Origin of the sequence: Pseudomonas sp. LPH60 (assembly GCF_030718165.1) — a bacterium.
GTDB lineage: Bacteria > Pseudomonadota > Gammaproteobacteria > Pseudomonadales > Pseudomonadaceae > Aquipseudomonas > Aquipseudomonas danubii.
In genome coordinates this window covers 638,264-663,936 of sequence record NZ_JAVAJH010000004.1, presented here as the reverse complement: position 1 = coordinate 663,936, position 25,673 = coordinate 638,264, and the positions used below count along the sequence as shown (strand labels likewise).

Genomic DNA, 25,673 nt, shown 5'->3' with positions numbered 1-25,673 from the left:
CCCATGGCCGTCAAGAAACGAGGTCTCGGACGTGGACTGGATGCACTGTTGAGTGGTCCGACTGTCAGCGCACTGGAAGAACAAGCGGTGCAGGCCGACCAGCGTGAGTTGCAACACCTGCCTCTGGACCTGATCCAGCGTGGCAAGTACCAGCCACGCCGGGACATGGACCCGCAGGCACTGGAGGAACTGGCCAACTCGATCAAGAGCCAGGGTGTGATGCAGCCGATCGTGGTCCGTCCCATTGGTGGTGGTCGTTTCGAGATCATCGCCGGTGAACGCCGCTGGCGCGCCAGCCAGCAGGCCGGCCAGGAAACCATCCCGGCGATGGTCCGCGATGTACCGGATGAAACCGCTATCGCCATGGCGCTGATCGAGAATATCCAGCGCGAAGACCTCAATCCCATCGAGGAAGCGGTGGCCCTGCAGCGCCTGCAGCACGAATTTCAGCTGACTCAGCAACAGGTCGCCGAAGCGGTGGGCAAGTCCCGCGTCAGTGTGGCCAACCTGCTGCGCCTGATTGCCTTGCCTGAGGTAATCAAGACCATGCTGTCCCACGGCGACCTGGAAATGGGTCATGCCCGTGCCTTGCTCGGATTGCCGGAAAATCAACAGGTTGAAGGGGCGCGACACGTTGTCGCACGAGGTCTCACTGTACGTCAGACCGAGGCGCTGGTTCGCCAGTGGCTGAGCGGCAAACAGGAGCCTGCTGAACCGGTCAAGCCAGACCCGGATATCGCCCGTCTCGAGCAGCGCCTGGCCGAGCGCCTAGGCTCTGCGGTGCAGATTCGTCATGGGAAGAAGGGCAAGGGACAGCTGGTGATCGGCTATAACTCCCTGGATGAGCTGCAAGGCGTCCTCGCTCACATTCGCTGAAACATTTCCTCATGTAGCGCGCAGTCGGAAATCACTACCCGGCAGTTGAATAGGGGCTGAACCGCCCCTATACTCTGCGCGCATTTTGTCGGCACAAATTATGCCAAGTTATTGAATTCTGGCGGCCGACCCTTGAGGAGCAAGAGCGATGGAAACCCGCACGCCAAACCGCTTGCCGTTTCATCGCTTGGCGGTTTTTCCGGTTTTATTGGCTCAGTTGGTCATTCTGCTGATAGCCGCTCTGGCGCTTTGGCAATGGCGTGGAGTCGTTGCCGGGTACTCAGGCCTTTGCGGAGGACTGATAGCCTTGCTACCCAATGTGTATTTCGCTCACAGGGCATTTCGGTTTTCCGGCGCTCGAGCGGCCCAAGCCATAGTCCGGTCTTTTTATGCCGGTGAGGCGGGCAAACTGATTTTGACGGCGGTGCTGTTTGCACTGACGTTCGCAGGTGTGAAGCCATTGGCGCCGCTGGCTGTATTCGGCGTCTTCGTGCTGACCCAACTGGTCAGCTGGTTCGCTCCCCTGCTAATGAGAACAAGACTTTCGAGACCTTAGGGCGTTTGAGGCAACCATGTCAGCAGAAACAACCGCTTCGGGCTATATCCAGCACCACTTGCAGAACCTGACCTTCGGTCAGCTACCCAATGGGAGCTGGGGCTTTGCCCACTCCGCAGCAGAAGCCAAGGAAATGGGCTTCTGGGCATTCCACGTCGATACCCTCGGCTGGTCTGTCGCACTGGGTGTGATCTTCATTCTTCTGTTCCGCATGGCGGCTAAGAAGGCGACTTCCGGCGTGCCGGGCGCTTTGCAGAACTTCGTTGAAGTCATGGTTGGCTTCGTCGATGGCAGCGTGAAGGACAGCTTCCACGGTCGCAGCCCGGTGATCGCACCGCTGGCGCTGACCATTTTCGTCTGGGTGTTCCTGATGAACGCCATCGACCTGGTACCGGTGGACTGGATTCCACAACTGGCCATGTTGATCTCGGGCGATCCGCACATTCCATTCCGTGCCGTATCCACCACTGACCCGAACGCCACCCTGGGCATGGCCCTGTCGGTATTCGCGCTGATCATTTTCTACAGTATCAAGATCAAGGGCATCGGCGGCTTCATCGGCGAGTTGACCCTGCATCCGTTCGGCAGCAAGAACATCTTCGTTCAAGCGCTGCTGATTCCGGTGAACTTCCTGCTGGAATTCGTGACCCTGATTGCCAAGCCGATCTCTCTGGCACTGCGTCTGTTCGGCAACATGTATGCCGGCGAACTGGTGTTCATCCTGATCGCTGTGATGTTCGGCAGTGGTCTGCTGTGGCTCAGCGGCATGGGTGTGGTTCTGCAATGGGCGTGGGCTGTGTTTCACATCCTGATCATTACCCTGCAGGCCTTTATCTTCATGATGCTGACCATCGTCTACCTGTCGATGGCGCACGAAGAGAACCATTAAGACCAGTCTCGACTAGTCTGATGTCCCTCTCGTTGCGGCGAGAGGGGGCCCGTCTCGGGCTCGATGAAACGATTTGTTTTACCGCTTTAATCTAAAAAACCTAAACCATACGACGTAAAAGTCGGGAGGAAAGATGGAAACTGTAGTTGGTCTAACCGCTATCGCTGTTGCACTGTTGATCGGCCTGGGCGCACTGGGTACCGCAATTGGTTTCGGCCTGCTGGGCGGCAAGTTCCTGGAAGGCGCTGCGCGTCAACCAGAAATGGTTCCAATGCTGCAAGTTAAAATGTTCATCGTTGCCGGTCTGCTCGACGCCGTAACCATGATCGGTGTTGGTATCGCTCTGTTCTTCACCTTCGCAAACCCCTTCGTTGGTCAACTCGCTGGCTAATCACTCGAGTATTCGAGTTGATTGGTGTGACGGACAACGAACGAGCGAGGTGTTGGCGTGAACATTAATGCAACCCTGATTGGCCAGTCCGTTGCGTTCTTAATTTTTGTATTGTTCTGCATGAAGTTCATTTGGCCTCCGGTCATTGCTGCTTTGCACGAACGTCAAAAGAAGATCGCGGATGGACTGGACGCTGCCAGCCGAGCAGCTCGTGACCTGGAACTGGCCCAAGATAAAGCGGGTCAGCAACTGCGCGAAGCTAAAGCTCAGGCAGCTGAAATCATTGAGCAAGCCAAGAAGCGCGGTTCTCAGATCGTCGACGAAGCCCGTGAACAGGCTCGTGTCGAAGCTGAACGTGTGAAGGCTCAGGCTCAGGCCGAGATCGAGCAGGAACTGAACGGTGTCAAAGACGCGCTGCGTGCCCAACTGGGTAGCCTGGCCGTCAATGGCGCAGAGAAGATCCTGGGTGCCACAATCGATCAAAACGCGCACGCAGAGCTGGTTAACAAACTGGCTGCTGAAATTTAAGCGAGGGCGATCATGGCAGAACTGACCACGTTGGCCCGACCTTACGCTAAGGCGGCCTTCGAGCACGCTCAGGCCCACCAGCAGCTGGCCTCTTGGTCAGCCATGCTCGGCCTGGCTGCAGCGGTGTCACAAGATGACACCATGCAGCGCGTGCTTAAGGCCCCGCGACTGACGAGCGCAGAAAAGGCCAACACTTTTATCGAAGTGTGTGGCGACAAGTTTGATGCACAGGCACAGAATTTCATTCACGTTGCCGCCGAGAACGACCGTCTCCTGCTGTTGCCGGAGATCGCCGCTCTGTTCGACCTGTACAAGGCCGAGCAAGAGAAATCGGTGGATGTGGATGTAACCAGTGCGTTCGCATTGAACCAAGAACAGCAAGACAAACTCGCCAAGGTTCTCAGTGCACGGCTCGGCCGGGAAGTGCGACTGCACGCTGCGGAGGATGCCAGCCTTATTGGTGGCGTCGTAATCCGCGCCGGCGACCTGGTTATCGATGGCTCGATTCGCGGCAAACTCGCGAACCTTGCCGAAGCATTGAAATCTTGAGTTTGAAGGGGCAGCAGAGCAATGCAGCAACTCAATCCTTCCGAAATAAGTGAAATTATCAAGGGCCGCATCGACAAGCTCGATGTGACCTCCCAAGCCCGTAACGAAGGCACTGTCGTCAGCGTATCTGACGGCATCGTGCGGATTCACGGTCTGGCCGACGTCATGTACGGCGAGATGATCGAGTTTCCGGGCGGCGTCTACGGTATGGCCCTCAACCTGGAGCAAGACTCCGTAGGTGCCGTTGTATTGGGCGCGTACACCAGTCTGGCTGAAGGCATGAGCGCCAAGTGCACCGGCCGCATCCTCGAAGTTCCGGTTGGTAAGGAACTGCTGGGTCGCGTAGTCGACGCACTGGGTAACCCAGTTGACGGCAAAGGTCCGCTGAACAACACCGAGACCGATGCGGTCGAGAAAGTTGCTCCAGGCGTGATCTGGCGTAAGTCGGTAGACCAGCCTGTACAGACTGGCTACAAGGCTGTCGATGCCATGATCCCTGTCGGCCGTGGCCAGCGTGAGCTGATCATCGGTGACCGTCAGATCGGTAAGACCGCTCTGGCGATCGACGCGATCATCAACCAGAAAGACAGCGGCATTTTCTGCGTCTACGTAGCGATCGGTCAGAAACAATCGACCATCGCCAACGTGGTTCGCAAGCTGGAAGAAAACGGTGCCCTGGCTAACACCATCATCGTTGCTGCCAGTGCTTCCGAATCGGCTGCACTGCAGTTCCTGGCACCGTACTCCGGTTGCACCATGGGCGAATACTTCCGCGACCGCGGTGAAGACGCGCTGATCGTTTATGACGATCTGTCCAAGCAAGCAGTGGCTTACCGCCAGATTTCCCTGCTGCTGCGCCGTCCACCAGGCCGTGAAGCCTACCCAGGTGACGTGTTCTATCTCCACTCCCGTCTGCTGGAGCGCGCTTCCCGCGTTTCCGAAGAGTACGTAGAGAAGTTCACCAACGGCGCAGTGACTGGCAAGACCGGTTCCCTGACCGCTCTGCCGATCATCGAAACCCAGGCTGGCGACGTTTCCGCGTTCGTTCCGACCAACGTGATTTCCATCACCGACGGTCAGATCTTCCTGGAATCGGCCATGTTCAACTCCGGCATCCGTCCGGCTGTGAACGCCGGTGTTTCGGTATCCCGTGTGGGTGGTGCCGCTCAGACCAAGATCATCAAGAAGCTGTCCGGTGGTATCCGTACCGCTCTGGCTCAGTACCGTGAACTGGCGGCATTCGCCCAGTTCGCTTCTGACCTGGACGAAGCGACCCGTAAGCAACTTGAGCATGGTCAGCGCGTTACCGAGCTGATGAAGCAGAAGCAATATGCGCCGATGTCCATCGCCGACATGTCCTTGTCCCTGTACGCCGCTGAACGTGGCTTCCTGACGGACGTCGAGATTGCCAAAGTTGGTAGCTTCGAACAGGCCATGATTGCTTACTTCAACCGCGATCACGCCGACCTGATGGCGAAGATCAACGTGAAGGGTGACTTCAATGACGAAATCGACGCTGGCCTGAAAGCCGGTATCGAGAAGTTCAAAGCCACCCAAACCTGGTAAGCCGCAGCGGGAGCCGCAAGGCTCCCGCTTGCTAACCTGATAGGTGTTACATGGCAGGCGCAAAAGAGATTCGCAGTAAGATTGCGAGCATCAAAAGCACGCAAAAAATTACCAGCGCCATGGAAAAAGTGGCGGTCAGCAAAATGCGCAAGGCACAAATGCGCATGGCTGCTAGCCGTCCTTATGCGGAGCGCATCCGCCAGGTTATTGGTCATCTGGCCAACGCCAACCCGGAATATCGTCACCCGTTCATGATCGACCGTGCTATCAAGCGCGTCGGTTACGTTGTGGTGAGCAGTGACCGTGGTCTGTGTGGTGGCTTGAACACCAACCTGTTCAAGGCCCTGGTCAAGGACATGGCGGTAAACCGCGAACAAGGCGTCGAGATCGATCTGTGTGTGGTCGGTAGCAAGGGTGCGGCCTTCTTCCGCAACTTCGGCGGTAACGTCGTTGCAGCTATCAGCCATCTGGGTGAAGAGCCGTCGATCAATGACCTGATCGGCAGCGTCAAGGTGATGCTGGATGCGTACCTGGAAGGCCGGATTGACCGCCTGTCCGTGGTATCCAACAAGTTCATCAACACCATGACCCAGCAGCCGACCGTGGAGCAGTTGATTCCACTGGAGGCAACCCCGGATCAAGAACTCAAGCACCACTGGGACTATCTCTACGAACCGGATGCCAAGGAGCTGCTGGACGGCTTGATGGTCCGTTACGTGGAGTCGCAGGTCTACCAGGCGGTGGTCGAGAACAACGCAGCTGAACAAGCGGCGCGGATGATCGCAATGAAGAACGCTACCGACAACGCCGGTGATTTGATCAGCGATTTGCAGCTGATCTACAACAAGGCGCGTCAGGCTGCGATCACCCAAGAGATCTCGGAAATCGTCGGCGGCGCTGCCGCGGTTTAACGGTTCAAATATTCAGAGGATCCAGCTATGAGTAGCGGACGTATCGTTCAAATCATCGGCGCCGTTATCGACGTGGAATTTCCACGCGACAGCGTACCGAGCATCTACGACGCCTTGAAGGTTCAAGGCGCCGAAACCACTCTGGAAGTTCAGCAGCAGCTGGGCGACGGCGTGGTGCGTACCATTGCGATGGGCTCCACCGAAGGCTTGAAGCGCGGTCTGGACGTCAACAACACTGGCGCAGCCATCTCCGTACCGGTCGGTAAAGCGACCCTGGGCCGGATCATGGACGTACTGGGCAACCCAATCGACGAAGCCGGTCCTATCGGTGAAGAAGAGCGTTGGGGCATCCACCGTCCAGCTCCTTCCTTCGCAGAACAGGCAGGCGGCAACGACCTGCTGGAAACCGGGATCAAGGTAATTGACCTGGTTTGCCCGTTCGCCAAGGGCGGTAAAGTCGGTCTGTTCGGTGGTGCCGGTGTAGGCAAGACCGTAAACATGATGGAACTGATCCGTAACATCGCCATCGAGCACAGCGGTTATTCCGTGTTCGCCGGTGTGGGTGAGCGTACTCGTGAGGGTAACGACTTCTACCACGAGATGAAGGATTCCAACGTTCTGGACAAGGTTGCTCTGGTCTACGGCCAGATGAACGAGCCACCAGGAAACCGTCTGCGCGTAGCGCTGACCGGCCTGACCATGGCCGAGAAGTTCCGTGACGAAGGTAACGACGTTCTGCTGTTCGTCGACAACATCTATCGTTACACCCTGGCCGGTACCGAAGTATCCGCACTGCTGGGCCGTATGCCTTCCGCAGTAGGCTACCAGCCGACCCTGGCTGAAGAGATGGGCGTTCTGCAAGAACGTATCACTTCGACCAAGCAAGGCTCGATCACCTCGATCCAAGCGGTATACGTACCTGCGGACGACTTGACTGACCCGTCGCCAGCGACCACCTTCGCCCACTTGGACGCCACCGTCGTTCTGTCCCGTGACATCGCTTCCCTGGGTATCTACCCAGCGGTAGACCCACTGGACTCGACTTCCCGTCAGCTGGACCCGAACGTGATCGGCAACGAACACTACGAGACCGCTCGCGGCGTTCAGTACGTACTGCAGCGTTACAAAGAGCTGAAGGACATCATCGCGATCCTGGGTATGGACGAACTGTCGGAAGCCGACAAGCAGTTGGTATCCCGCGCTCGTAAGATCCAGCGCTTCTTGTCGCAGCCGTTCTTCGTGGCTGAAGTCTTCACTGGTTCTCCAGGCAAATACGTTTCCCTGAAAGACACCATCGCTGGCTTCAAAGGCATCCTCAACGGTGACTACGACCACCTGCCAGAACAAGCGTTCTACATGGTCGGCGGCATCGAAGAAGCGATCGAGAAAGCCAAGAAACTGTAATCCCGGCGCCCGGCAACGGGCGCTAATTTAGGTTGAGGCAAGCAGATGGCTATGACAGTCCATTGCGATATCGTCAGCGCGGAAGGGGAAATCTTCTCCGGTCTGGTGGAGATGGTGGTTGCGCACGGTGAACTGGGTGATCTTGGTATCGCTCTGGGTCACGCACCGCTGATCACCAACCTGAAGCCAGGTCCGATCCGCTTGATCAAGCAGGGCGGGGAAGCCGAGGTGTTCTACATCTCCGGTGGTTTCCTCGAGGTTCAGCCGAACATGGTCAAGGTTCTTGCCGATACCGTGCAACGCGCTGCCGACCTGGACGAAGCCTCCGCTCAGGAAGCCGTCAAGGCTGCTGAGAAGGCCCTGAATGAAAAAGGCGCAGATTTCGACTACGGTTCTGCTGCTGCACGTCTGGCCGAGGCCGCAGCTCAGCTGCGTACCGTCCAGCAGATCCGCAAGAAGTTCGGCGGCTAAGTCGCAGGCTTTCTGTGTGATTGATTAAAAAGGGTAGCCTCGGCTACCCTTTTTATTTTCCGCCATTCACCCCCTTGGTCGCAGTCGCCGGCCCCCCAGGATTGGTAGCCAGTCATGTCTCTCGAAATCGTTATCCTCGCCGCGGGTCAAGGCACTCGTATGCGCTCGGCGCTGCCGAAGGTGCTTCACCCGGTCGCCGGCAACTCCATGCTCGGGCATGTTATCCACAGCGCCCGGCAACTCGACCCACAGCGGATCCACGTGGTGATCGGTCACGGCGCGGACGCGGTGCGTGAGCGCCTGGCGGCCGATGACCTGAATTTCGTGTTGCAGGACAAGCAACTGGGCACCGGCCACGCGGTGGCCCAGGCTGTACCGTTCATTACCGCCGACACGGTGCTGATCCTCTATGGTGATGTGCCACTGATCGAAGTCGAGACCCTGCAGCGCCTGCTCAAGCAAGCGGGACCTGAACAACTGGGCCTGCTCACCGTCGAGCTGGATGACCCGACCGGCTATGGGCGCATCGTCCGTGACGCCAGTGGCAAGGTCACCGCCATCGTCGAGCAGAAGGATGCCAATGAAGCCCAGCGCGCGATCACCGAAGGCAACACCGGGATTCTCGCGGTGCCCGGCAAGCGCCTCGGCGACTGGACCGGCCGCTTGTCCAACAACAACGCCCAGGGCGAGTACTACCTCACCGACGTGATTGCCATGGCAGTCAGCGACGGCCTGATTGTCGCCACCGAGCAGCCCCACGACGCCATGGAAGTGCAGGGCGCCAACGACCGCAAGCAACTGGCCGAGCTGGAGCGCCACTACCAGCTACGCGCCGCGCGCCGGCTGATGGCCCAGGGCGTGACCCTGCGTGACCCCGCGCGTTTCGACGTGCGCGGCGAAGTCACGGTCGGCCGCGACGTGCTGATCGACATCAACGTGATTCTCGAAGGCCGAGTGGTGATCGAGGACGACGTGGTGATCGGTCCCAACTGTGTGATCAAGGACAGTACCCTGCGCAAGGGCGTGGTGATCAAGGCCAACAGCCACCTGGATGGCGCGGTACTGGGCGAGGGCAGCGATGCCGGCCCGTTCGCTCGCCTGCGTCCCGGCACCGTGCTGGAGGCCCGTGCCCATGTGGGTAACTTTGTCGAACTGAAGAATGCCCACCTGGGCCAGGGCGCCAAGGCCGGTCACCTGACTTACCTGGGCGACGCGGTGATCGGTGCCCGCACCAACATCGGCGCTGGCACCATCACCTGCAACTATGACGGGGTGAACAAGCACAAGACTGTCATGGGCGAAGACGTGTTCATCGGGTCCAACAACTCCCTGGTGGCACCTGTGGATATTTTGTCCGGTGCTACCACGGCCGCCGGCTCCACCATCACCCAGAACGTAGCGCCAGCCCAACTGGCAGTGGGTCGGGCCCGGCAGAAGAACATCGACGGCTGGAAGCGGCCGGAGAAGATCAAGAAAGACTGAGGTTATCCACAACCGCGGCGGACCTGTTCGCCGGTCAGCCAGCTCCTATGTTCAGCGGTAGGGGCTGGCTGAATGTGGATAACTTCCCACCCAACAGCAGCGTTTTTTTCACCTCCCCCGCTTGACGAAGTTTCGATCATAGGTTTTTATTGCGCCTGTTATCTTTCGAATCGAAACTTAAGCCGCCATGTCGAAGCGCAATACCCCCCAACGCCGCCACAATATCCTTGCCTTGCTCAATGAACAGGGCGAAGTGAGCGTTGATGCTTTGGCCAAGCGTTTCGAAACCTCTGAAGTTACGATTCGAAAGGATCTGGCCGCTCTGGAAAGCAATGGCTTGCTGCTGCGTCGTTACGGCGGCGCCATCACCATGCCTCAGGAACTGGTCAGCGACCTTGGCCAGCCGGTGTCCCTCTACAAGCAGGCGATTGCCCGGGCCGCGGTACAGCGCATCCGGGAACACGCACGAATCATCATCGACAGTGGCAGCACCACCGCCGCCATGATTCCCGAACTGGGCCAGCAACCCGGCCTGGTGGTGATGACCAACTCGCTGAATGTGGCCAACGCCCTGAGCGAGCTGGAGCACGAACCCGTGCTGTTGATGACTGGCGGCACCTGGGACCCCCATTCCGAATCCTTTCAGGGCCAGGTGGCTGAACAGGTTCTACGCTCATACGACTTCGACCAGCTGTTTATCGGTGCCGACGGCATCGATCTGGCCCGCGGCACCACCACCTTCAACGAATTGCTGGGGTTGAGTCGGGTCATGGCCGAAGTGGCTCGTGAAGTGGTGGTGATGGTCGAATCCGACAAGATCGGCCGCAAGATTCCCAATCTGGAGCTGCCATGGAGCAGCGTCCATACCCTTATTACCGATGATCGCCTGCCCTTTGAGGTCCGCGACCAAATCCAGGCCCGCGGCATAACTCTGATTTGCGCGGCTGTCAGCTAGGAGAAAAACCATGTGTGGAATTGTTGGCGCCGTTGCTGAACGCAATATCACCGCCATTTTGCTGGAAGGCCTCAAGCGTCTCGAATACCGCGGCTACGACAGCGCCGGTGTGGCGGTCTACACCAACGCCGGCAAGCTCGAGCGCATGCGTCGCCCGGGCAAGGTCAGCGAACTGGAACAGGCCCTGGCCAGCGAGCCGCTGGTTGGCCGCCTGGGCATCGCCCACACCCGCTGGGCCACCCACGGCGCGCCGTGCGAGCGTAATGCCCACCCGCATTTCTCCGGCGACCTGGCGATCGTGCACAACGGCATCATCGAGAACCACGAAGCCCTGCGCGCGCAGCTCAGCGCCCTGGGCTATGCGTTCACCTCGGACACTGACACCGAAGTCATCGCCCACCTGCTGAACCACAAGCTCAAGGACCTGGGCGACCTCACCGTGGCGCTCAAGGCCACCGTCAAGGAACTGCACGGTGCCTATGGCCTGGCGGTGATCAGCGCTAGCCAGCCGGACCGCCTGGTGGCAGCCCGCAGCGGCAGCCCGCTGGTGATCGGCCTGGGCCTGGGGGAAAACTTCCTCGCCTCCGACCAGTTGGCCCTGCGCCAGGTCACCGACCGCTTCATGTACCTGGAAGAAGGCGACATCGCCGAGATCCGCCGCGACAGCGTGCAGATCTGGGACATCGACGGACAGGCCGTGGAGCGCGAAGCAGTGCAGTACCGCGACGGCGCCGAAGCGGCGGAGAAGGGCGAGTTTCGTCACTTCATGCTCAAGGAAATCCACGAGCAGCCATCCGTGGTGCAGCGCACCCTGGAAGGCCGCCTGAGCGCCAATCAGGTGCTGGTCCAGGCCTTCGGTCCGCAAGCCGCCGAGCTGTTCGCCAAGGTGCGCAATGTGCAGATCGTCGCCTGTGGCACCAGCTACCACGCCGGCATGGTGGCCCGTTACTGGCTGGAAGAACTGGCCGGCATTCCGTGCCAGGTGGAAGTGGCCAGCGAGTTCCGTTACCGCAAGGTGGTGGTGCAGCCTGACACCCTGTTCGTGACCATCTCCCAGTCCGGCGAAACCGCCGATACCCTGGCGGCCTTGCGCAACGCCAAAGAGCTGGGCTTCCTGGCCAGCCTGGCCATCTGCAACGTTGGCATCAGCTCCCTGGTGCGTGAGTCCGACCTGACCCTGCTGACCCAGGCCGGTCGCGAAATCGGCGTGGCCTCGACCAAGGCCTTCACCACCCAACTGGTGGGCCTGCTATTGCTGACCCTGTCCCTGGGCCAGGTACGTGGCACCCTGGCCGCCGGCGTCGAAGCCGAGCTGGTAGAAGAACTGCGCCGCCTGCCGATCCGCCTGGGTGAAGCCCTGGCCATGGACGGCGTGGTGGAGAAGACTGCCGAACTGTTCGCCGACAAGCACCACACCCTGTTCCTCGGCCGTGGCGCCCAGTACCCGGTAGCGATGGAGGGCTCCCTCAAGCTCAAGGAGATTTCCTACATCCACGCCGAAGCCTACCCGGCCGGCGAGCTCAAGCACGGTCCCCTGGCGCTTGTGGATAACGACATGCCGGTGGTCACCGTGGCGCCGAACAACGAGCTGTTGGAAAAACTCAAATCCAACCTGCAGGAAGTGCGTGCCCGTGGCGGCGAGCTGATCGTGTTTGCCGACGAACAAGCCGGCATGACCAATGGCGAAGGCACCCACGTGATCCAGATGCCGCACATCCACGACATCCTCTCGCCGATTCTCTACACCATCCCGCTGCAACTGCTGTCCTACTACGTTGCTGTGCTCAAGGGCACCGACGTCGACCAGCCGCGCAACCTGGCCAAGTCGGTGACGGTGGAGTGAGTTATCCACAGCTGTCTGCCAGGCAGCTGTGAACCCATCACCCAGAAAGTCCCGGCTTGTGCACAGGCCGGGACTTTTTATTGAGCTGTGGAAAACCTATGAAACTGCGTTTGATTTATGGATGGACGCTGGTCCTGATGCTGGTTGTCCTGCTGCTGGGCGGGCTGACTCCGGTGCTGTCCAACAGCCTGTTGCTGCTCAAGGACCGGGCCAACTTCATTCCCGCCGAATCCTCCATCTGGACCTTCGAGCCGACCCTGATTAATCAGGGTTCTTCTTCCTATTGGTTGTACGGGGAAGATCGGCACTACTACTTCTATTTTTCCTACGCCGAAGATCAGCCTTACCGACTGATTGCCAAGAACAACCCGTGCCCGGGATTCGATCGGCACGATGTCGGCACCTGGTGTATCCCCTGAAGCCCGGGCCCTGGATTATGCTGCTGGCTCGCGGCGCTCACCGGGCAGGCGCTGGCAGTTGAGGTAGGGCATGGACAGGTTCCAGGAAATGCAGGTGTTCGTTTGCGTCGCTCAGGAGCAAGGCTTCGCTGCTGCCGCTCGGCGCCTGAGTCTGTCGGCCGCCAGTGTGACCCGAGCCGTCGCCGCGCTGGAGCAGCGCATCGGCACTCAGTTGTTGATCCGCACCACCCGCAGTGTGCATTTGAGCGAAGCCGGGCAAGGCTACCTGGAGGATTGCCGGCGCATTCTGGCCGAGGTCCAGGACGCCGAGGCTTCGGCCGCTGGCATCCACGCCCAGCCCCGGGGTCAATTGACCCTGACTGCGCCGGTGCTGTTCGGTGACCTCTTCGTCACTCCACTGCTGGTGCGCTACCTGCAACGTTATCCACAGGTCAACGTCAACGCCCTGCTGCTGGACCGGGTGGCGAGCATGGTGGAGGAGGGCATCGACGTGGCGATACGTATCGGCGAGTTGCCCGACAGTGGCCAGCACAGCGTCCGAGTCGGCGAGGTGCGCCGCGTTGTCTGCGCCGCGCCGGAGTTTCTTGCCGTCCACGGCCGTCCCCAGCATCCCGATGACCTGCGCCAGGCGCCGGTGATCGCGCCGTCGTCCGTGGGCCAGGCGCGCAACTGGCAGTTCAACGATGCCGGTCGGCCCTTGAGCATTCGGCCCGAACCGCGGTTGCTGGTCAGCGCCAATCAGGCGGCCATCAGTGCCGCCTGCCTGGGGTTGGGCCTGACCCGAGTGCTGTCCTATCAGGTCGCCGACCAGGTCGCGGCGGGGCAGTTGGAAATTGTCCTCCAGGCCTTCGAGCTGGCGCCCTTGCCGATCCATGTGGTGTACCAGGGCGGGCGCAAGGCGCCGGCGCGGGTGCGCAGCTTTGTCGACTTCGCCGTACAGGCTTTGCGTGAGCATCCATCGCTCAATCCTTGATCAGCGTTGTTGCGCTGGATGAAAGGATGGATTGCGATTTCTGGTGATTCTGTTGTTTTTTCCCAGGGATCAAGATGGGGCTCCCAGCGCGGCACTTCGACCGCGCCTCGTTCGCGGAGTCGACCATGTCTCAGCCACCTATCAAGTTCTACAACTTTCCCCGTTCCGGGCATGCCCATCGGGTCGAGCTGATGCTGTCCCTGCTGGACCTGCCCAGCGAAACCATCTTTGTCGACCTGGCCAAGGGCGCCCACAAGCAGGCGGACTTCCTCGCCCTCAACGTCTTTGGCCAAGTGCCGGTGATCGACGACCAGGGCGTGGTGCTGGCCGATTCCAATGCGATCCTGGTGTATCTGGCCCAGCGTTATGGTCAGGGCCGCTGGTTGCCCAGCGATCCGGTGGGCGCGGCCCAGGTGCAGCGCTGGCTGTCGGTGGCGGCGGGGCAGATCGCCTTTGGACCGGCGGCGGCGCGGTTGATCACGGTGTTTGGCGCCTCGTTCAATGCCGAGGAAGTCATCGCCCGTGCCCACGCGCTGCTCAAGATCATGGATCAGGAGCTGGCGAGCCGGCCCTTCCTGGTAGAGCAGCAGGCGACCATTGCCGATGTCGCGGGCTACAGCTACATCGCCCACGCCCCGGAAGGCAACGTGTCCCTGGACGCTTACCCCCATGTACGGGCCTGGCTGCAGCGTATTGAAGCCTTGCCCGGCTTTGTCCCCATGCCATCCACGGCGGCGGGTTTGAAAAGCGTCTGAAGAGCCACTCTGCGGAGGCCACCACATGAGCACGCATTCACCTTGGCATGCCGGCGAGCGGCAATTGCAGCTCCAGGCAGGGGTGGCCGAGCGCATGGAAGCCTTCGGCGCCAAAGTCATCCGTGCGGCCATGCCCGAGCAGCACCAGCAGTTCTTCGGACAACTGCCGTTCATCCTGGTGGGCGCGGTGGATGCCCACGGCGATCCCTGGGCGAGCCTGCTTGAAGGGCCGCCCGGTTTTGCCCAGGCCCCGCAAGCCAACCTGCTGCGCCTTGCCAGCCTGCCGGCCGCCGATGATCCGCTGCAGTTGCAGGAAGGCGCGGCAGTGGGCCTGTTGGGGATCGAACTGCATACCCGGCGACGCAATCGTCTCAACGGTCGTATCGACGAGCTCGATAGCCGAGGCTTTTGCCTCAGGGTGCAGCAGTCGTTTGGCAACTGCCCGCGCTACATCCAGTTGCGCGATCTGCAGCGGGTGCCCTTGAGCGATCCGGCCAGCCGCCCGGCCCAGCACCGACAGGACCTGGACCCGGCGGCCCGGGCTTTGATCGGCGCCGCCGATACCTTCTTCGTCGCCAGCTATGTCGATGTGGAGGGCCAGCGTGCGGTAGATGTCTCCCATCGTGGCGGCCCGGCCGGGTTCGTTCGGGTCGAAGGCAACTGCCTGACCATCCCGGATTTCGCCGGCAACCTGCATTTCAATACCCTGGGCAACCTGCTGCTCAATCCCCGGGCGGGCTTGCTGTTCATCGACTTTCACAGTGGCGAGTTGCTGCAACTCAGTGGGCGTACCGAAATCATCTTAGGCGGCCCGCTGCTCAGCACCTTCCAGGGCGCCGAGCGCGTGTGGCGCTTTACCGTGGAGCGGCTGGTGCGGCGGCCGGCAGCCCTGTCCCTGCGGGGCTTGTAACGGGCCCTGGGCGCCTGCAGAAAAAAGTCTTCGCCAGCGATTGCCGCCAGCCGCGGCCCTGCGTAGGCTGGCGCGATCTCAAGGTTGATCATCTGCAGAGCGCCCGGCACGCCGGGGCTTTGTTGCGTTAAAGGGAATCAACGATTCATGCTGCCCCGGGTCTTGCTCCGCCTCTTCGCCCTATTGCTTTGCCCGGTGCTGCTCAGCGCCTGCCGCCTCGAAGACGCCCCCCCTCTGGATCAACAACTCTACATCTGGCAACGGCAGTGGACGCCCGCCCACGCCGACGCTCTGGCCGGTTCCCGGGCCGACTTTTCCACAGCCCGGGTCCTGGCCCTGCAGGCTTTTCCACAGGCTGGCTGGAGCCGTGCGCGGATCAACGCCGGCTTGCTCAAGCAGGATGCCCGGCCGTTGATCGCGGTGATCCGCCTCGACGGGCAACTGCCGTCCCTGGATCAGGACGAGATCATCCGTCAGGTCCAGCAACTGCTGACGGACTGGCAGGAGCAGGGCCTGACTCTGGCTGGGATCGAGATCGACCACGATGCCGGCAGCGCGCGCTTGCCCGCCTACGCCAAGCTGCTTGAGCGCTTGCGGGCTGTACTGCCGAGCCAACTGCCCCTGAGCATCACCGCCTTGCCGGCCTGGCTCGACAGTCGCGAGTTGCCGGGCCTGCTGGCCAAGGTCGACAGCAGCGTGCTGCAGGTGCACGCCGTGAGTGATCCTCGGCAGGGCCTGTTCGACCCACGACAAGCCGAGCAATGGGCCCGGCGTTGGGCGCGCATCAGCGATAAACCCTTCTATCTGGCCTTGCCCGCCTACGGCGTCGCCTTGCTCCCCGCTGCCGAAGGCGCGCCCCTGGTGGAAAGCGAGGCGCCGCTGCGACGGCGTGGTCAGCGCCAGGAACTGATGGCCGACCCCGAGCAACTGAGCCAGTTGGCCAGGACCCTGCGCAACGACCCGCCGCCGCACCTGGCCGGTCTGATCTGGTTTCGCCTGCCGCTCAAGGGCGATGTGCGGGCCTGGAGCCTGGAGACCCTGCGGGCGGTGGCCCGGGGCGACGCCCTGGCCGGCCAACTGGGCATCCGCCTGGAGGAACAGGACGGCCTGTTCGACATCCGCTTGAGCAACGCGGGCAACCTCGATCGGCCCTTGCCTGAACAACTGACCCTGGCCGTTGCCCAATGCGACGGATTCGACGGGCTGGGCGGCTATGCCGCGCAGCTGCGCGACGGCCAACTGCGGTTGACCCGCCAACAGACCGGGCGTCTGGCCGCTGGCGCCAGTCGCGCTGTGGGCTGGGCCCGCTGTACAAAAATTGACCAAGGAGCTGCGCATGTTCGTCCCTAGATCCCGTCACCTGCTGTGCCTGAGCCTGTGCCTGCCCCTGGCTCCGGCCCTGGCCTGCGGACCGACTTTCCCCATGCGCCTGCTGGACGACCGCCCACAGACGCTGGCGCAGTTGCCCGAAGGCAGTTTCCAGTTCGAGATCAGCCGCCTGGGTCAGCCCATCGTCGGGCTCATGCCGGTCGCCAAGAATGGCTTCAGTGTCGATTACAGCCTGCCTGACAGCTATTCGGTGCAAGAGCGTAACTGGGCCGAACAGCAAGGGCTGGACCAGGCTCAGCAAACCCTGGTCGGCCAGCTGCGCAAGCTCAATGACGCACGCGTAGCGGAGCAACAAGGGGCCAGCCTGCCGCTGGAGATCAAGCTCTACACCGCGGGCGCCGTGGCCTTCAGCGTCGGGGATCATGAGTTGGCGGCGGAGTATTTCCGCAAGGTGCTGGCGCTGCCCGCCGAGCAACGCGCCCTGCGCAGTACCTGGGCGGCCTATTCCCTGGGGCGGGCCCTGTCCTTTATCAGCGAGCAAGCCAACGAGCTGGACGATCAGGGCCGGCGCGACATGCGCCAGTCGGCGCGCCAGGCGTTCGCCCAGACCCGTCAGCTGAGCATCGACGCCTTCAGCGATCCCTTGAGCCTGGGCGTCGCCAGCCTGGGGGAGGAGGCCCGCATCCTCAAGGATCAGAACGACTGGAGCCAGGCCATCGATCTGTATGCCGTCCAGAACCAGCTGGGTTCGGAGGTCGGCTACAGCTCCCTGAAGCAGGTGGTGGGCGAATTGAGCGGCCTGCCGGACGCGCAATTGCTGGAGCAGCTCAAGCATCCTTCCGTAGCTCGCTTGCTCACCGCTTCGTTGATCTCCCATCAGGGCTGGTCCTTCGGCGAGCGGCCCGAGTCGGAGGTGAAACTGATCAAGCTGCTGAGCCAGGGCACTGCGGGCAGCTTCGACAACGCCGACCGGCTGGCGGCGCTGAATTACCAGAATGGCGATTTCACCACCGCCCAGCGCTTGCTCGAGCATGCCGGCGATGGCGGCCTGGCCTGGTGGCTGCGGGCCAAGATGGCCCTGCGTGATGGCGACAAGGTGGCTGCTGCCGCCGCATACGCCAAGGCCGCCGCAGCCTTCCCCCGCGACGAGAGCTGGGGCTTTCGCGGCGATTACGACGGCAATTACGAAGACCTCAAGCCCGGTTGCCGGGTCGAAGGCGAAAGCGCCCTGCTGGCCCTGGATCGTGGCGACTACGTGCAAGCCTTCGAGCTGCTCTACCGCAGCGGCGACATCTACTGGCACGACGCAGCCACGGTGGCGGAGCGGGTGCTGACCCTGGATGAACTCAAGCAGTTCGTCGATACCCAGGTACCGGCACCGCCGCCGACGCCCAAGCAGCCGGACGCCTACTACGAAACCCTGCCGATTGCCGCCCAGGTGCGCGAATTGCTCGGCCGGCGCCTGCTGCGCGAAGGCCGCTACGAAGAGGGTTGGGGCTACTTCGACAGCCCGGAGCGCCAGGCCATCGCCAAGGCTTACGGTGAGTACCGGCGCAGCGCCGAGTCGGCCTGGTTGCCCACGCGCCGGGCAGAGGCCTATTACCAGGCCGGCAAGCTGGCCCGTGCCTCGGGCATGGAGATCCTGGGTTACGAAATGGGCCCGGACTATCACAGCCTCTGGGGCAGCTACAGCCTGGAGATCCCGCCGGTGCAGGCCGGGCCCTTTGTCAGCGCCGATGAAGTGCAGCGTCAGCAAGCCACCACCGCCGCGCCCGACGTGCGTTATCACTACCGCTACCTGGCCGGGGAGCTGGGCAACCAGGCCGCGGACTTCCTGCCTCACACCAGCCAGGCCTATGCCGCGGTGCTGTGCAAGGCGGCGCGCTGGACCCGGGGTAGCGATGCGGAGATCGCCTACTACCGGCGCTACGTGGAAAACGGCCCCTTTGTGGAGTGGGCCGGCAACTTTGGCATGAACTGCCAGGAGCCGGACTTCGGCAGCGCCAACAAGCGCTACCTGACCCAGTGGCTGGACGCATCCCGTTCCGCGGTGGCCGAGCACAGGCTGGTTGCTGGCGCCGGTTCCGGCGTGCTGCTGTTGGGGGCGGCCTACCTGTTCCGACGCCGCCGCGCGGTGCCCTCGCACAAGGCGACATAAAGGCGTTCCCCGGATCCTGTAGCCGCTGCCGCAGGCTGCGAACGAGCTGGGCGGCACTCCGACGCAGCGGTCGCGGCGATCTTTGGGGCGTACATTTTGTCGAGGGATCGCCAGGCAAGGTCCTGCGGACCTTCGCGCAGCTTCGCCGAGGCTCAGCAGCGGCTACAGATGCCGTCAGGCCTGCTGGACGAAGGTCAGGCGCAAGGCAAAGCCGATCAGCAGGCTGCCGAACAGCCATTGCTGCACGCGCTGGGCCGAAGGGCTGCGCTGCATCCAGCGGCCCAGCCCGGCGCCGGCCAGGGCGTAGCAGCAGTCGAACAGTCCGCCCACCGCCACCAGCAACACACCCAGGGTGACGAATTGGGGGGCTACCGCGCCGGCCTGGGGATCGATGAACTGCGGCAGCAGCACCGAGCAGAACAGCAGCGCCTTGGGGTTCAGCAGGTTGGTCAGCAGGCCGCGCTGGATCGCCTGGCGCCAGCGCAGGGGCGTGGCCGCCGTGCCGGCGTTGTCGAGGTTGGGCAGCAGGTTGGCGCGCAGGCACTGGATACCGATCCACAGCAGGTAGCCGGCGCCCGCCAGGCGTACCACGTCGAAGGTCCAGGGGGCGGCCTTGAACAGCGCCGCCAGGCCCAGGGCGGCCAGGGCCACGTGGCAGCCGCGGGAGATCGCCAGCCCCAGGGCCGTGGCCAGTGCCTGGGCCTTGCCCTGGCGGGCACCGGTCTGCAGCAGCAGGATCATGTCGGGGCCAGGCAGCAGGTAGACCACCGCCAGAGCCAGGAAATACATCCACAGTTGCGCCACCTTGCACCCCATTCGTTGTCGACTCGGTGCGCCCAGTTTAGGGCCACAGGGGCGGGCAGGTGCTTGCGTAATCAACCAGCAAGACGGTGGAAATTGGCATAATCTTCCAGCTTTCAATGGAGCGGCCATCCGGATATGCCAAACATGAAACTCGATGCCTACGACCGCAAGATCCTCGCTGCCCTGCAGCGCGACGGCCGCCTGAGCAATGTGCAACTGGCCGAGGAGATCGGCCTGTCGCCGTCACCCTGTTTGCGTCGGGTGCGCATGCTGGAGGAGGCGGGGGTGATCCGTGGTTACCAGGCGACCCTGGACCGGGATGAAGTGGGGCTGGGGCTGACGGTGTTCGTCGGGGTCAAGGTGGAGCGGCACAACGACGCCGAGGCCGAAGCCTTCCGCCAGGCGGTGTTGCAGTTGCCGGAGGTGATCTCGGCGTTCCTGGTGTCCGGCGAGTCGGACTTCCTGCTGCAGGTGGTGGTCCCGGACCTGCGCGGTTACGACCGGTTTCTCACCGGCTGCCTGCTGAAGATCCCCGGGGTCAGCGACATCCGCAGCAACTTCGCCATTCACACGGTGAAAACCCCGGGGCCCTTGCCATTGGGGCACTTGCCCGGCTGATGACCCTGGCCAGCCGGGTCAGCGCCTCACCGGCTTGCTCTAGCTACTGTGGCGAGGAAGCTTGCTCCCGCTCGGTCGCGCAGCGGCCGCAGCATCTGGCTACGCGGGGTGTCAGGTACTTTGCGTTGGCCGGGCCTGGGGCCGCGTTGCAGCCCAGCGCGAGCAAGGGCTCAGGTCCACCAGTAGCGCACCAGGTGGAAGAAGATCGGTGCAGCGAAGCACACCGAGTCCAGGCGATCGAGCATGCCGCCGTGGCCTTCGATCATGTGGCCCCAGTCCTTGACCCCGCGGTCGCGCTTGATCGCCGACATGACGATGCCGCCGGCAAAGCCCAGCAGGTTGATCAGCAGGGCGATCAGGAACGACTGCCAGACATTGAACGGGGTGATCCAGAACAGCGCGCCGCCGATCAAGGACGCCAGGAGGATGCCACCGACAAAGCCCTCGACGGTCTTGGACGGCGACAGGTTGGGGGCGATCTTGCGCTTGCCGAAGAGTTTTCCACAGACGTACTGCAGCACATCCGAGAGCTGCACCACGATCACCAGATAGGCGATCAGCAGCAGGTTGCGGCCTTCGTAGCCGGCGATGTCCAGGGTCAGCAGGGCCGGCACGAAGGACACGCAGAACACCGCGATCATCAGCCCCCACTGAACCTTGGAGGCGCGTTCCAGGAAGTGCGTGCTGTCGCCCCCCAGGGACGCCAGGATCGGCAGCAGCAGGAAGACGTAGACCGGGATGAAGATCGAGAACAATCCGTACCAGTCGGAGTAGATCAGCAGGTACTGCAGGGGCAGGGCCAGATAGAAGGCCGCCACCAGGGCCGGGTAATCGCTGCGCCGGGTCGGGGTCAGGGTGAGGAATTCGCGCAGGGCGTAGAACGACACCGCGTAGAACAGCAGGATCACCGCCGCCGTGCCGAGCCAGAAGGCGATGCCGATCACCAGCACCATCACCCACCAGGCATTGATCCGCGCATTGAGGTTGTCGATCACCGGGTTGGGTGTGCCGCGGGTGCGCCACTTGAGGATGAAACCGATCAGCGAGGCCAGCACCAGAATGGCGCCGATGCCGCCGAACAACATCAGGGTCTGCTTATCCATGTCAGCTGTGCTCCGGGGCCAGGGCCAGCAGCGCGGCGCGGCTGCGTTCGAGGAAGTGTTCCTTGCTTTCATCCTCTTCCAGGGTCAGTGGCGCACCGAAGCTGGTGGTGCACAGCAGGGGCAGGGGCAGGAAGCGGCCCTTGGGCATGACCCGGTTGAGGTTGGCGATCCACACCGGAATCACCTCTACCTGTGGATAACGTTTGGCCAAGTGGAAGATCCCGCTCTTGAACGGCAGCAGGCCGTCTTCCAGGTTGCGCGTGCCCTCCGGAAAGATGATCAGCGAGTCGCCGTTGTCCAGGGCATCGAGCATCGGCTGCATGGGATTGTTATCCACAGCCTCCTTGCGCTCGCGGTCGATCAGCACGCCGTTGAACACCCGGTTGATGATGTAGCGGCGCAGGGGGCTTTTCTGCCAGTAGTCGGCACCGGCCACGGGCCGGGTCAGCTTGCGCAGGGCCGGCGGCAGCGAGGCCCAGAGCAGCACGAAGTCGCCGTGGCTGCTGTGGTTGGCGAAGTAGATCCGCTGCACCGGCTGCGGCGCGGAGCCGAGCCACAGGCTGCGGGCCCCGGTGATGCTGCGGGCGGCGGAGGTGATGAGGTTGGCAACCAGGGGTTCGAACATGGGCATTCCTTATCCGGCGAAGGTCAGCCAGGGGCTGGCCAGGATCAAGCTCAACAGCACCAGCACTTGTGCCGCCAGCAGCAACGCCTGGCGGCGCAGCAGGCCAAGGGCTCCGCGGCTGCGTTGGTCCCAGGGCCGGCCGCCTTTTTCCACAGGCTGCAGGCCGAGGGCGCCCAGGGCCTGATCCAGGGCCTGGGTGCTGTGTTCGAGGGACGCGGGACTATCGGCCACGCGCTGAAACAGGTCGGCGTCGAAGGCCACGCGCAGCGCCAGGTACTTTTCCACCATCCCCAGCAGCACCAGGGCGAGGCTGACGATCAGGCCTCCCAGGCTGACACTGGCCAGCAGGTACTGGCCCAGGCCATACAGGGCGCCCAGTAGGGTCAGGCCTGTGGATAACTGATCCAGGGCCCGGCCCCGGCGCAGCAGGCTGGCGACGCTGTAGAGCTGCATCTCACTGGACATGGGCCGCTCTCTTGCTACTGATCAGGGTTTCCAGCGCCTGCCGATGGGCCGCTTGCAGGACGATCTGCGGGCGTGCCCGCTGGATCTGCACGATGGCCGCGTCCACGGTGGCGGCGCGGCCGCTGTGCAGCAGCCAGGCGGCAATCGCCGTGGCACTGCGGGAATAGCCCAGGGCGCAGCACACCAGCAGCGGGCCTTGCTGGCGCAGGCGTTCAACGGCTTGCGCCGCAGCCAGGCACTGCTCGGGGCTGAGGGCACACAGGTCCAGTACCGGCAGGCTCTGGTAGGCCTGCAAGCCACGGCGGTCCAGGGACAGCTCGGCGCACAGGTCGAGCACCGCGACAAAGGGGCTGTCCTTGAGCTCCGCCGGAGTCGGCAGGCGGCCGAGCCAGACGTTATCCACAACTTGATCCGGCTGTGGATGTTTTTTTGTCCACAGCCGCGAGTTGATCCAGGCCGCTGCCAGATAGGGCGCCAGCAACCAGCGGGCGGCGGGGCTCAGGCGTCCGTCCTCGCGTTTCTGGAACCCTGCGGCGCCGAGCAGCGCGTAGTTCAGGGCCACCAGCAACAGCGCCACGGCGGGCCAGATCAACCACAGCCCGGTGCCGCCCCAGGTGAAGGCGGCCACCGCCAATAGCGCCGCGCCCAGGGCGTAGCGCCAGGCCAGTTGGCGGCGCCGCGGGTCTTGGGTCCGTTGTGCGCTGAACAGCGGGCTGGGGCGATCCAGCGGCCACAGCCAGACGCACAGCCAGCCGGCCAGGGCGCCGGTAGGCACATCGACAAAGTGGTGTTGATAAGTGGTGAGCACCGACACCCCGATCAAGCCGAACCAGCCATGCACCAGCCAGCGCCAGAAGCCCTGGCTATGCCGGGCGTAGCAGACCCACAGCACCACCAGCAGCGCGATGTGCAGGGAAGGGGCCTGGTTGAAGGGCTTGTCGAAGCCGGCCAGCACCTCGAACAGCCAGCCGAAGACCCCGTCCAGCTCTGGCCGGGCAAAGGTGAAGCGTAGCGGCCAGAGCAGGAAGCAACTGACCGCGATCACCTGGGCGGTGAGCAGGCGCAGGGCGTGGCGCTTGAGCTCGTCCCGGCTGCGCGGCAGCAGCAGGGAGAAGCCGTAGAGCAGGTCGATGGACCAGTAGGGCACGATGGTCCAGGCCCAGAACGGCATATGCCGCTCCCAGTCGAAGACCAGACTGCCGACGTCGTCCCGTTGCGCGGTGACCCAGGTGGCGAAGCCGTAGGTGCTGAAGAACAGCGGTGCCAAGAGCAGCAGCCAGAGCACCGCCGGTTTCAGCAGGCCCGGCTCCCGCGCCGGCAAGGCGCCTGCGCTCATCATTGCACCCGTTGCGCCAGGGACACACTGAAGATCCCCCACTCATCCACGCGCATGGTGATCTTGCGAAAGCCTGCGGCTTCCACCAACTGATCCATTTCCGCCTGGGTGCGGCGGCGCATGACCCAGGCCTGGCCTTCGCGGTGGCTGGTCAGGGCGCGGGCGATCAGTTCCAGTTGCGGGTGCCACGGCTGGCCGGTGTACACCAGGTAGCCGCCGGGTTCCACGGCGCTGGCCAGCCCCGCCAGGGAGCCGCCGACCATCTGGTTGTCGGCGAACAGTTCGTAGAGCCCGGAGACCACCGCCAGGGTCGGCTTGGGATCGAGGGCCGCCAGGTCCTCGCGATCGAAGGCGTTGCCTTTGACGAAGCGCGCGATGTCACCCAGGCCCTTTTCCTGGATCAGGGCACTGCCGTCGCGCACGTTGATGTCGCTGTAGTCGCGCAGCAGGATCGATTCCGGCAGCGGGCTGACCCCTTGCAGGGCTTCGAGGATGTAGCGGCCGTGGCCGGCGGCGATGTCGACGATGCGCACTTCGCTGTCCTGCTCACGGAGCTTTTCCATGGCCAGGCGCAGCAGCTCCTCCACGTGCAGCTTGCGCTGGCGAATGCCGCGCCAGCCGATGGAGTTCAGGTAGTTCTGGTCGATCAGCCGGCCCAGGGCGGAATGCCCGGTGGGCTGGTTGCGGTAGACGTAGTCCAGGGTGCTGCCGGAGTCGAAGCCGGTGTCGAAGCCCAGCTTGACCCCCGCCGACAGCTGGCTGCCCAGGCGCATGCTGGCGCGGGTCGCGCGCCAGTACAGGTCGCGCAGGGAGTTGTGCGGCAGCGGCGCGGCCAGGGCTTCAGATTCGGCGCAGGTCACGCCCAGGCGGTCGGCGTCCAGCAGGGCAGGGCGGTTCAGCGGGCGGGCGAAGTTCTGCAGGATGAAGCGGCGGATGCTGGCCATGGCCGGCGCGCGGTTCTTTTCTCCCAGGGTGTCGTGGAAGAAGCCCGGGAGGATGTGTTTTTCCTTGTGCAGGCTGCCCAGGCGTTCGAAGAACTGCTCCTGGGGCTTGCGGTGCACCACGAAGTCCGAGCCGGAGATCAGCAGTTGGGTCGGCACCTGAATGGCCTGGGCATCGGCCACCACCCGGTCGGCTGCTTCATACAGGCCCAGCAGCACGTTGACCGAGATCGCCTTGGTGATCAGCGGGTCGGCATCGTAGCTGCGCACCCGTTCCGGGTCGTGGCTCAAGAAGCGCGCCTTGACGTAGCTGTTGACGAAGAAGTTGCCGCGAAAGCGCCGCATCAGGGCCAGGCCGGGGCGGGCGAAAGGCACGTAGAGCTTGACCTTGAACGCCGGCGAGGCCAGCACCAGGGAGCGAATCCGTGGGGCGTAGTCGTGGACCCAGGTGGAGGCGATCACCGCACCGACGCTCTGGGCCACCACGGCGATGTTTTCTTCGTCGATGCCGTGGGCGCTGCCCAGGTGGTCGCAGAAGGTCTGCACGTCGCGCACGCTGGTGGCAAAGCTCGGGCTGTCGCCCCGGGCGCCCGGCGATTGGCCGTGGCCACGGGCGTCCCAGGCGAAGAAGTCGACCTGCGGCAGGTTCAGCTCGTCCACCAGATGGGCAATGCGCCCGGAGTGTTCGTGACCGCGATGGAACAGCATCACCGCCTGCCGCGGTTCGCCTGGGGCCACTTCAGTGGCCGGCCAGTGGCGGTAAAACAGTTCGACGCCGTCATGGGTCCGGAACGTCTGGTGTTGAGCGTCGCGCAT

Annotated in this window: 25 protein-coding genes and 1 pseudogene; 20 read left to right on the top strand and 6 right to left on the bottom strand. The window is 62.9% G+C overall.

Annotated elements, in window-relative coordinates; all coding sequences use genetic code 11:
* The first annotated feature begins 3 nt into the window (after positions 1-3).
* The 19 genes and pseudogenes from Q8O96_RS17870 to Q8O96_RS17780 all read left to right on the top strand — a co-directional run bounded on the left by Q8O96_RS17870 (position 4) and on the right by Q8O96_RS17780 (position 18,965).
* On the top strand, positions 4-876 hold the full coding sequence (locus tag Q8O96_RS17870; RefSeq protein ID WP_305949171.1) for a ParB/RepB/Spo0J family partition protein: 873 nt from the start codon (positions 4-6) through the stop codon (positions 874-876).
* Positions 877-1,024: 148 nt separating this feature from the next.
* Positions 1,025-1,432, top strand: a complete 408-nt coding sequence (locus tag Q8O96_RS17865; RefSeq protein WP_016964883.1) for a F0F1 ATP synthase subunit I — start codon at positions 1,025-1,027, stop codon at positions 1,430-1,432.
* 16 nt (positions 1,433-1,448) lie between these two features.
* Positions 1,449-2,321 (top strand): F0F1 ATP synthase subunit A, encoded by an 873-nt coding sequence (gene atpB, locus Q8O96_RS17860; protein ID WP_102862414.1) that lies wholly within the window; start codon positions 1,449-1,451, stop codon positions 2,319-2,321.
* A gap of 133 nt (positions 2,322-2,454) precedes the next feature.
* Complete coding sequence (gene atpE / locus Q8O96_RS17855; RefSeq protein ID WP_002555987.1) at positions 2,455-2,712, top strand: F0F1 ATP synthase subunit C; 258 nt, start codon at positions 2,455-2,457, stop codon at positions 2,710-2,712.
* A 57-nt stretch (positions 2,713-2,769) separates the two neighbouring features.
* Positions 2,770-3,240, top strand: a complete 471-nt coding sequence (locus Q8O96_RS17850; protein WP_011064385.1) for a F0F1 ATP synthase subunit B — start codon at positions 2,770-2,772, stop codon at positions 3,238-3,240.
* Positions 3,241-3,252: 12 nt separating this feature from the next.
* The gene (locus Q8O96_RS17845) at positions 3,253-3,789 is read left to right on the top strand and encodes a F0F1 ATP synthase subunit delta (protein ID WP_102862413.1); all 537 of its coding nucleotides are present in this window, start codon (positions 3,253-3,255) and stop codon (positions 3,787-3,789) included.
* A 21-nt stretch (positions 3,790-3,810) separates the two neighbouring features.
* Positions 3,811-5,355: a F0F1 ATP synthase subunit alpha gene (atpA, locus tag Q8O96_RS17840; RefSeq protein ID WP_102862412.1), complete on the top strand. Its 1,545-nt coding sequence runs from the start codon at positions 3,811-3,813 to the stop codon at positions 5,353-5,355.
* 50 nt (positions 5,356-5,405) lie between these two features.
* On the top strand, positions 5,406-6,266 hold the full coding sequence (gene atpG, locus Q8O96_RS17835; protein ID WP_011064382.1) for a F0F1 ATP synthase subunit gamma: 861 nt from the start codon (positions 5,406-5,408) through the stop codon (positions 6,264-6,266).
* A 27-nt stretch (positions 6,267-6,293) separates the two neighbouring features.
* Positions 6,294-7,670: a F0F1 ATP synthase subunit beta gene (gene atpD / locus Q8O96_RS17830; RefSeq protein ID WP_007924510.1), complete on the top strand. Its 1,377-nt coding sequence runs from the start codon at positions 6,294-6,296 to the stop codon at positions 7,668-7,670.
* Between the two features lie 45 nt (positions 7,671-7,715).
* Entirely contained in the window at positions 7,716-8,141 is a 426-nt protein-coding gene (locus Q8O96_RS17825; RefSeq protein ID WP_011064380.1) for a F0F1 ATP synthase subunit epsilon, read from the top strand.
* A 114-nt stretch (positions 8,142-8,255) separates the two neighbouring features.
* Positions 8,256-9,623 (top strand): bifunctional UDP-N-acetylglucosamine diphosphorylase/glucosamine-1-phosphate N-acetyltransferase GlmU, encoded by a 1,368-nt coding sequence (gene glmU, locus Q8O96_RS17820; RefSeq protein ID WP_102862411.1) that lies wholly within the window; start codon positions 8,256-8,258, stop codon positions 9,621-9,623.
* A 187-nt stretch (positions 9,624-9,810) separates the two neighbouring features.
* The gene (locus Q8O96_RS17815; protein WP_102862410.1) at positions 9,811-10,578 is read left to right on the top strand and encodes a DeoR/GlpR family DNA-binding transcription regulator; all 768 of its coding nucleotides are present in this window, start codon (positions 9,811-9,813) and stop codon (positions 10,576-10,578) included.
* Positions 10,579-10,588: 10 nt separating this feature from the next.
* A complete protein-coding gene (gene glmS, locus Q8O96_RS17810; RefSeq protein WP_102862409.1) occupies positions 10,589-12,421 on the top strand; it encodes a glutamine--fructose-6-phosphate transaminase (isomerizing) in 1,833 nt (610 codons plus the stop codon).
* Positions 12,422-12,519: 98 nt separating this feature from the next.
* Positions 12,520-12,840, top strand: coding sequence for a hypothetical protein (locus Q8O96_RS17805; protein WP_102862408.1), 321 nt, complete (start codon positions 12,520-12,522; stop codon positions 12,838-12,840).
* Between the two features lie 70 nt (positions 12,841-12,910).
* A complete protein-coding gene (locus Q8O96_RS17800) occupies positions 12,911-13,813 on the top strand; it encodes a LysR family transcriptional regulator (protein WP_102862407.1) in 903 nt (300 codons plus the stop codon).
* A 125-nt stretch (positions 13,814-13,938) separates the two neighbouring features.
* Positions 13,939-14,568: a glutathione S-transferase family protein gene (locus tag Q8O96_RS17795; protein WP_305949170.1), complete on the top strand. Its 630-nt coding sequence runs from the start codon at positions 13,939-13,941 to the stop codon at positions 14,566-14,568.
* A gap of 25 nt (positions 14,569-14,593) precedes the next feature.
* Positions 14,594-15,469, top strand: a pseudogene (locus tag Q8O96_RS17790) (pyridoxamine 5'-phosphate oxidase family protein); the annotation flags it as partial.
* Positions 15,470-15,625: 156 nt separating this feature from the next.
* Positions 15,626-16,828 carry a DUF3142 domain-containing protein gene (locus Q8O96_RS17785; protein ID WP_305949169.1) on the top strand — a complete coding sequence of 401 codons (1,203 nt, stop codon included), beginning with the start codon at positions 15,626-15,628 and terminating at the stop codon, positions 16,826-16,828.
* Positions 16,815-18,965, top strand: a complete 2,151-nt coding sequence (locus Q8O96_RS17780; RefSeq protein ID WP_305949168.1) for a hypothetical protein — start codon at positions 16,815-16,817, stop codon at positions 18,963-18,965. The genes Q8O96_RS17785 and Q8O96_RS17780 overlap by 14 nt, the downstream gene beginning before the upstream one ends.
* A gap of 174 nt (positions 18,966-19,139) precedes the next feature.
* Here Q8O96_RS17780 and Q8O96_RS17775 read toward each other — a convergent pair whose 3' ends face one another.
* Positions 19,140-19,781 carry a LysE family translocator gene (locus Q8O96_RS17775; RefSeq protein WP_371826186.1) on the bottom strand — a complete coding sequence of 214 codons (642 nt, stop codon included), beginning with the start codon at positions 19,779-19,781 and terminating at the stop codon, positions 19,140-19,142.
* Positions 19,782-19,913: 132 nt separating this feature from the next.
* Between Q8O96_RS17775 and Q8O96_RS17770 the strand changes: the two genes are divergently transcribed.
* Positions 19,914-20,387: an Lrp/AsnC family transcriptional regulator gene (locus Q8O96_RS17770; protein ID WP_016966246.1), complete on the top strand. Its 474-nt coding sequence runs from the start codon at positions 19,914-19,916 to the stop codon at positions 20,385-20,387.
* 170 nt (positions 20,388-20,557) lie between these two features.
* Here Q8O96_RS17770 and Q8O96_RS17765 read toward each other — a convergent pair whose 3' ends face one another.
* From Q8O96_RS17765 to Q8O96_RS17745, 5 genes are read right to left on the bottom strand one after another with little or no spacing between them, the layout of a single operon-like run.
* Complete coding sequence (locus Q8O96_RS17765; protein ID WP_102862402.1) at positions 20,558-21,490, bottom strand: phosphatidate cytidylyltransferase; 933 nt, start codon at positions 21,488-21,490, stop codon at positions 20,558-20,560.
* 1 nt (position 21,491) lies between these two features.
* Positions 21,492-22,115, bottom strand: coding sequence for a 1-acyl-sn-glycerol-3-phosphate acyltransferase (locus tag Q8O96_RS17760; RefSeq protein WP_305949167.1), 624 nt, complete (start codon positions 22,113-22,115; stop codon positions 21,492-21,494).
* 9 nt (positions 22,116-22,124) lie between these two features.
* Positions 22,125-22,580 (bottom strand): hypothetical protein, encoded by a 456-nt coding sequence (locus tag Q8O96_RS17755; RefSeq protein WP_305949166.1) that lies wholly within the window; start codon positions 22,578-22,580, stop codon positions 22,125-22,127.
* Complete coding sequence (locus Q8O96_RS17750; RefSeq protein ID WP_102862536.1) at positions 22,570-23,916, bottom strand: phosphatase PAP2/dual specificity phosphatase family protein; 1,347 nt, start codon at positions 23,914-23,916, stop codon at positions 22,570-22,572. The genes Q8O96_RS17755 and Q8O96_RS17750 overlap by 11 nt, the downstream gene beginning before the upstream one ends.
* The gene (locus Q8O96_RS17745; protein WP_102862399.1) at positions 23,916-25,673 is read right to left on the bottom strand and encodes a bifunctional alpha/beta hydrolase/class I SAM-dependent methyltransferase; all 1,758 of its coding nucleotides are present in this window, start codon (positions 25,671-25,673) and stop codon (positions 23,916-23,918) included. The genes Q8O96_RS17750 and Q8O96_RS17745 overlap by 1 nt, the downstream gene beginning before the upstream one ends.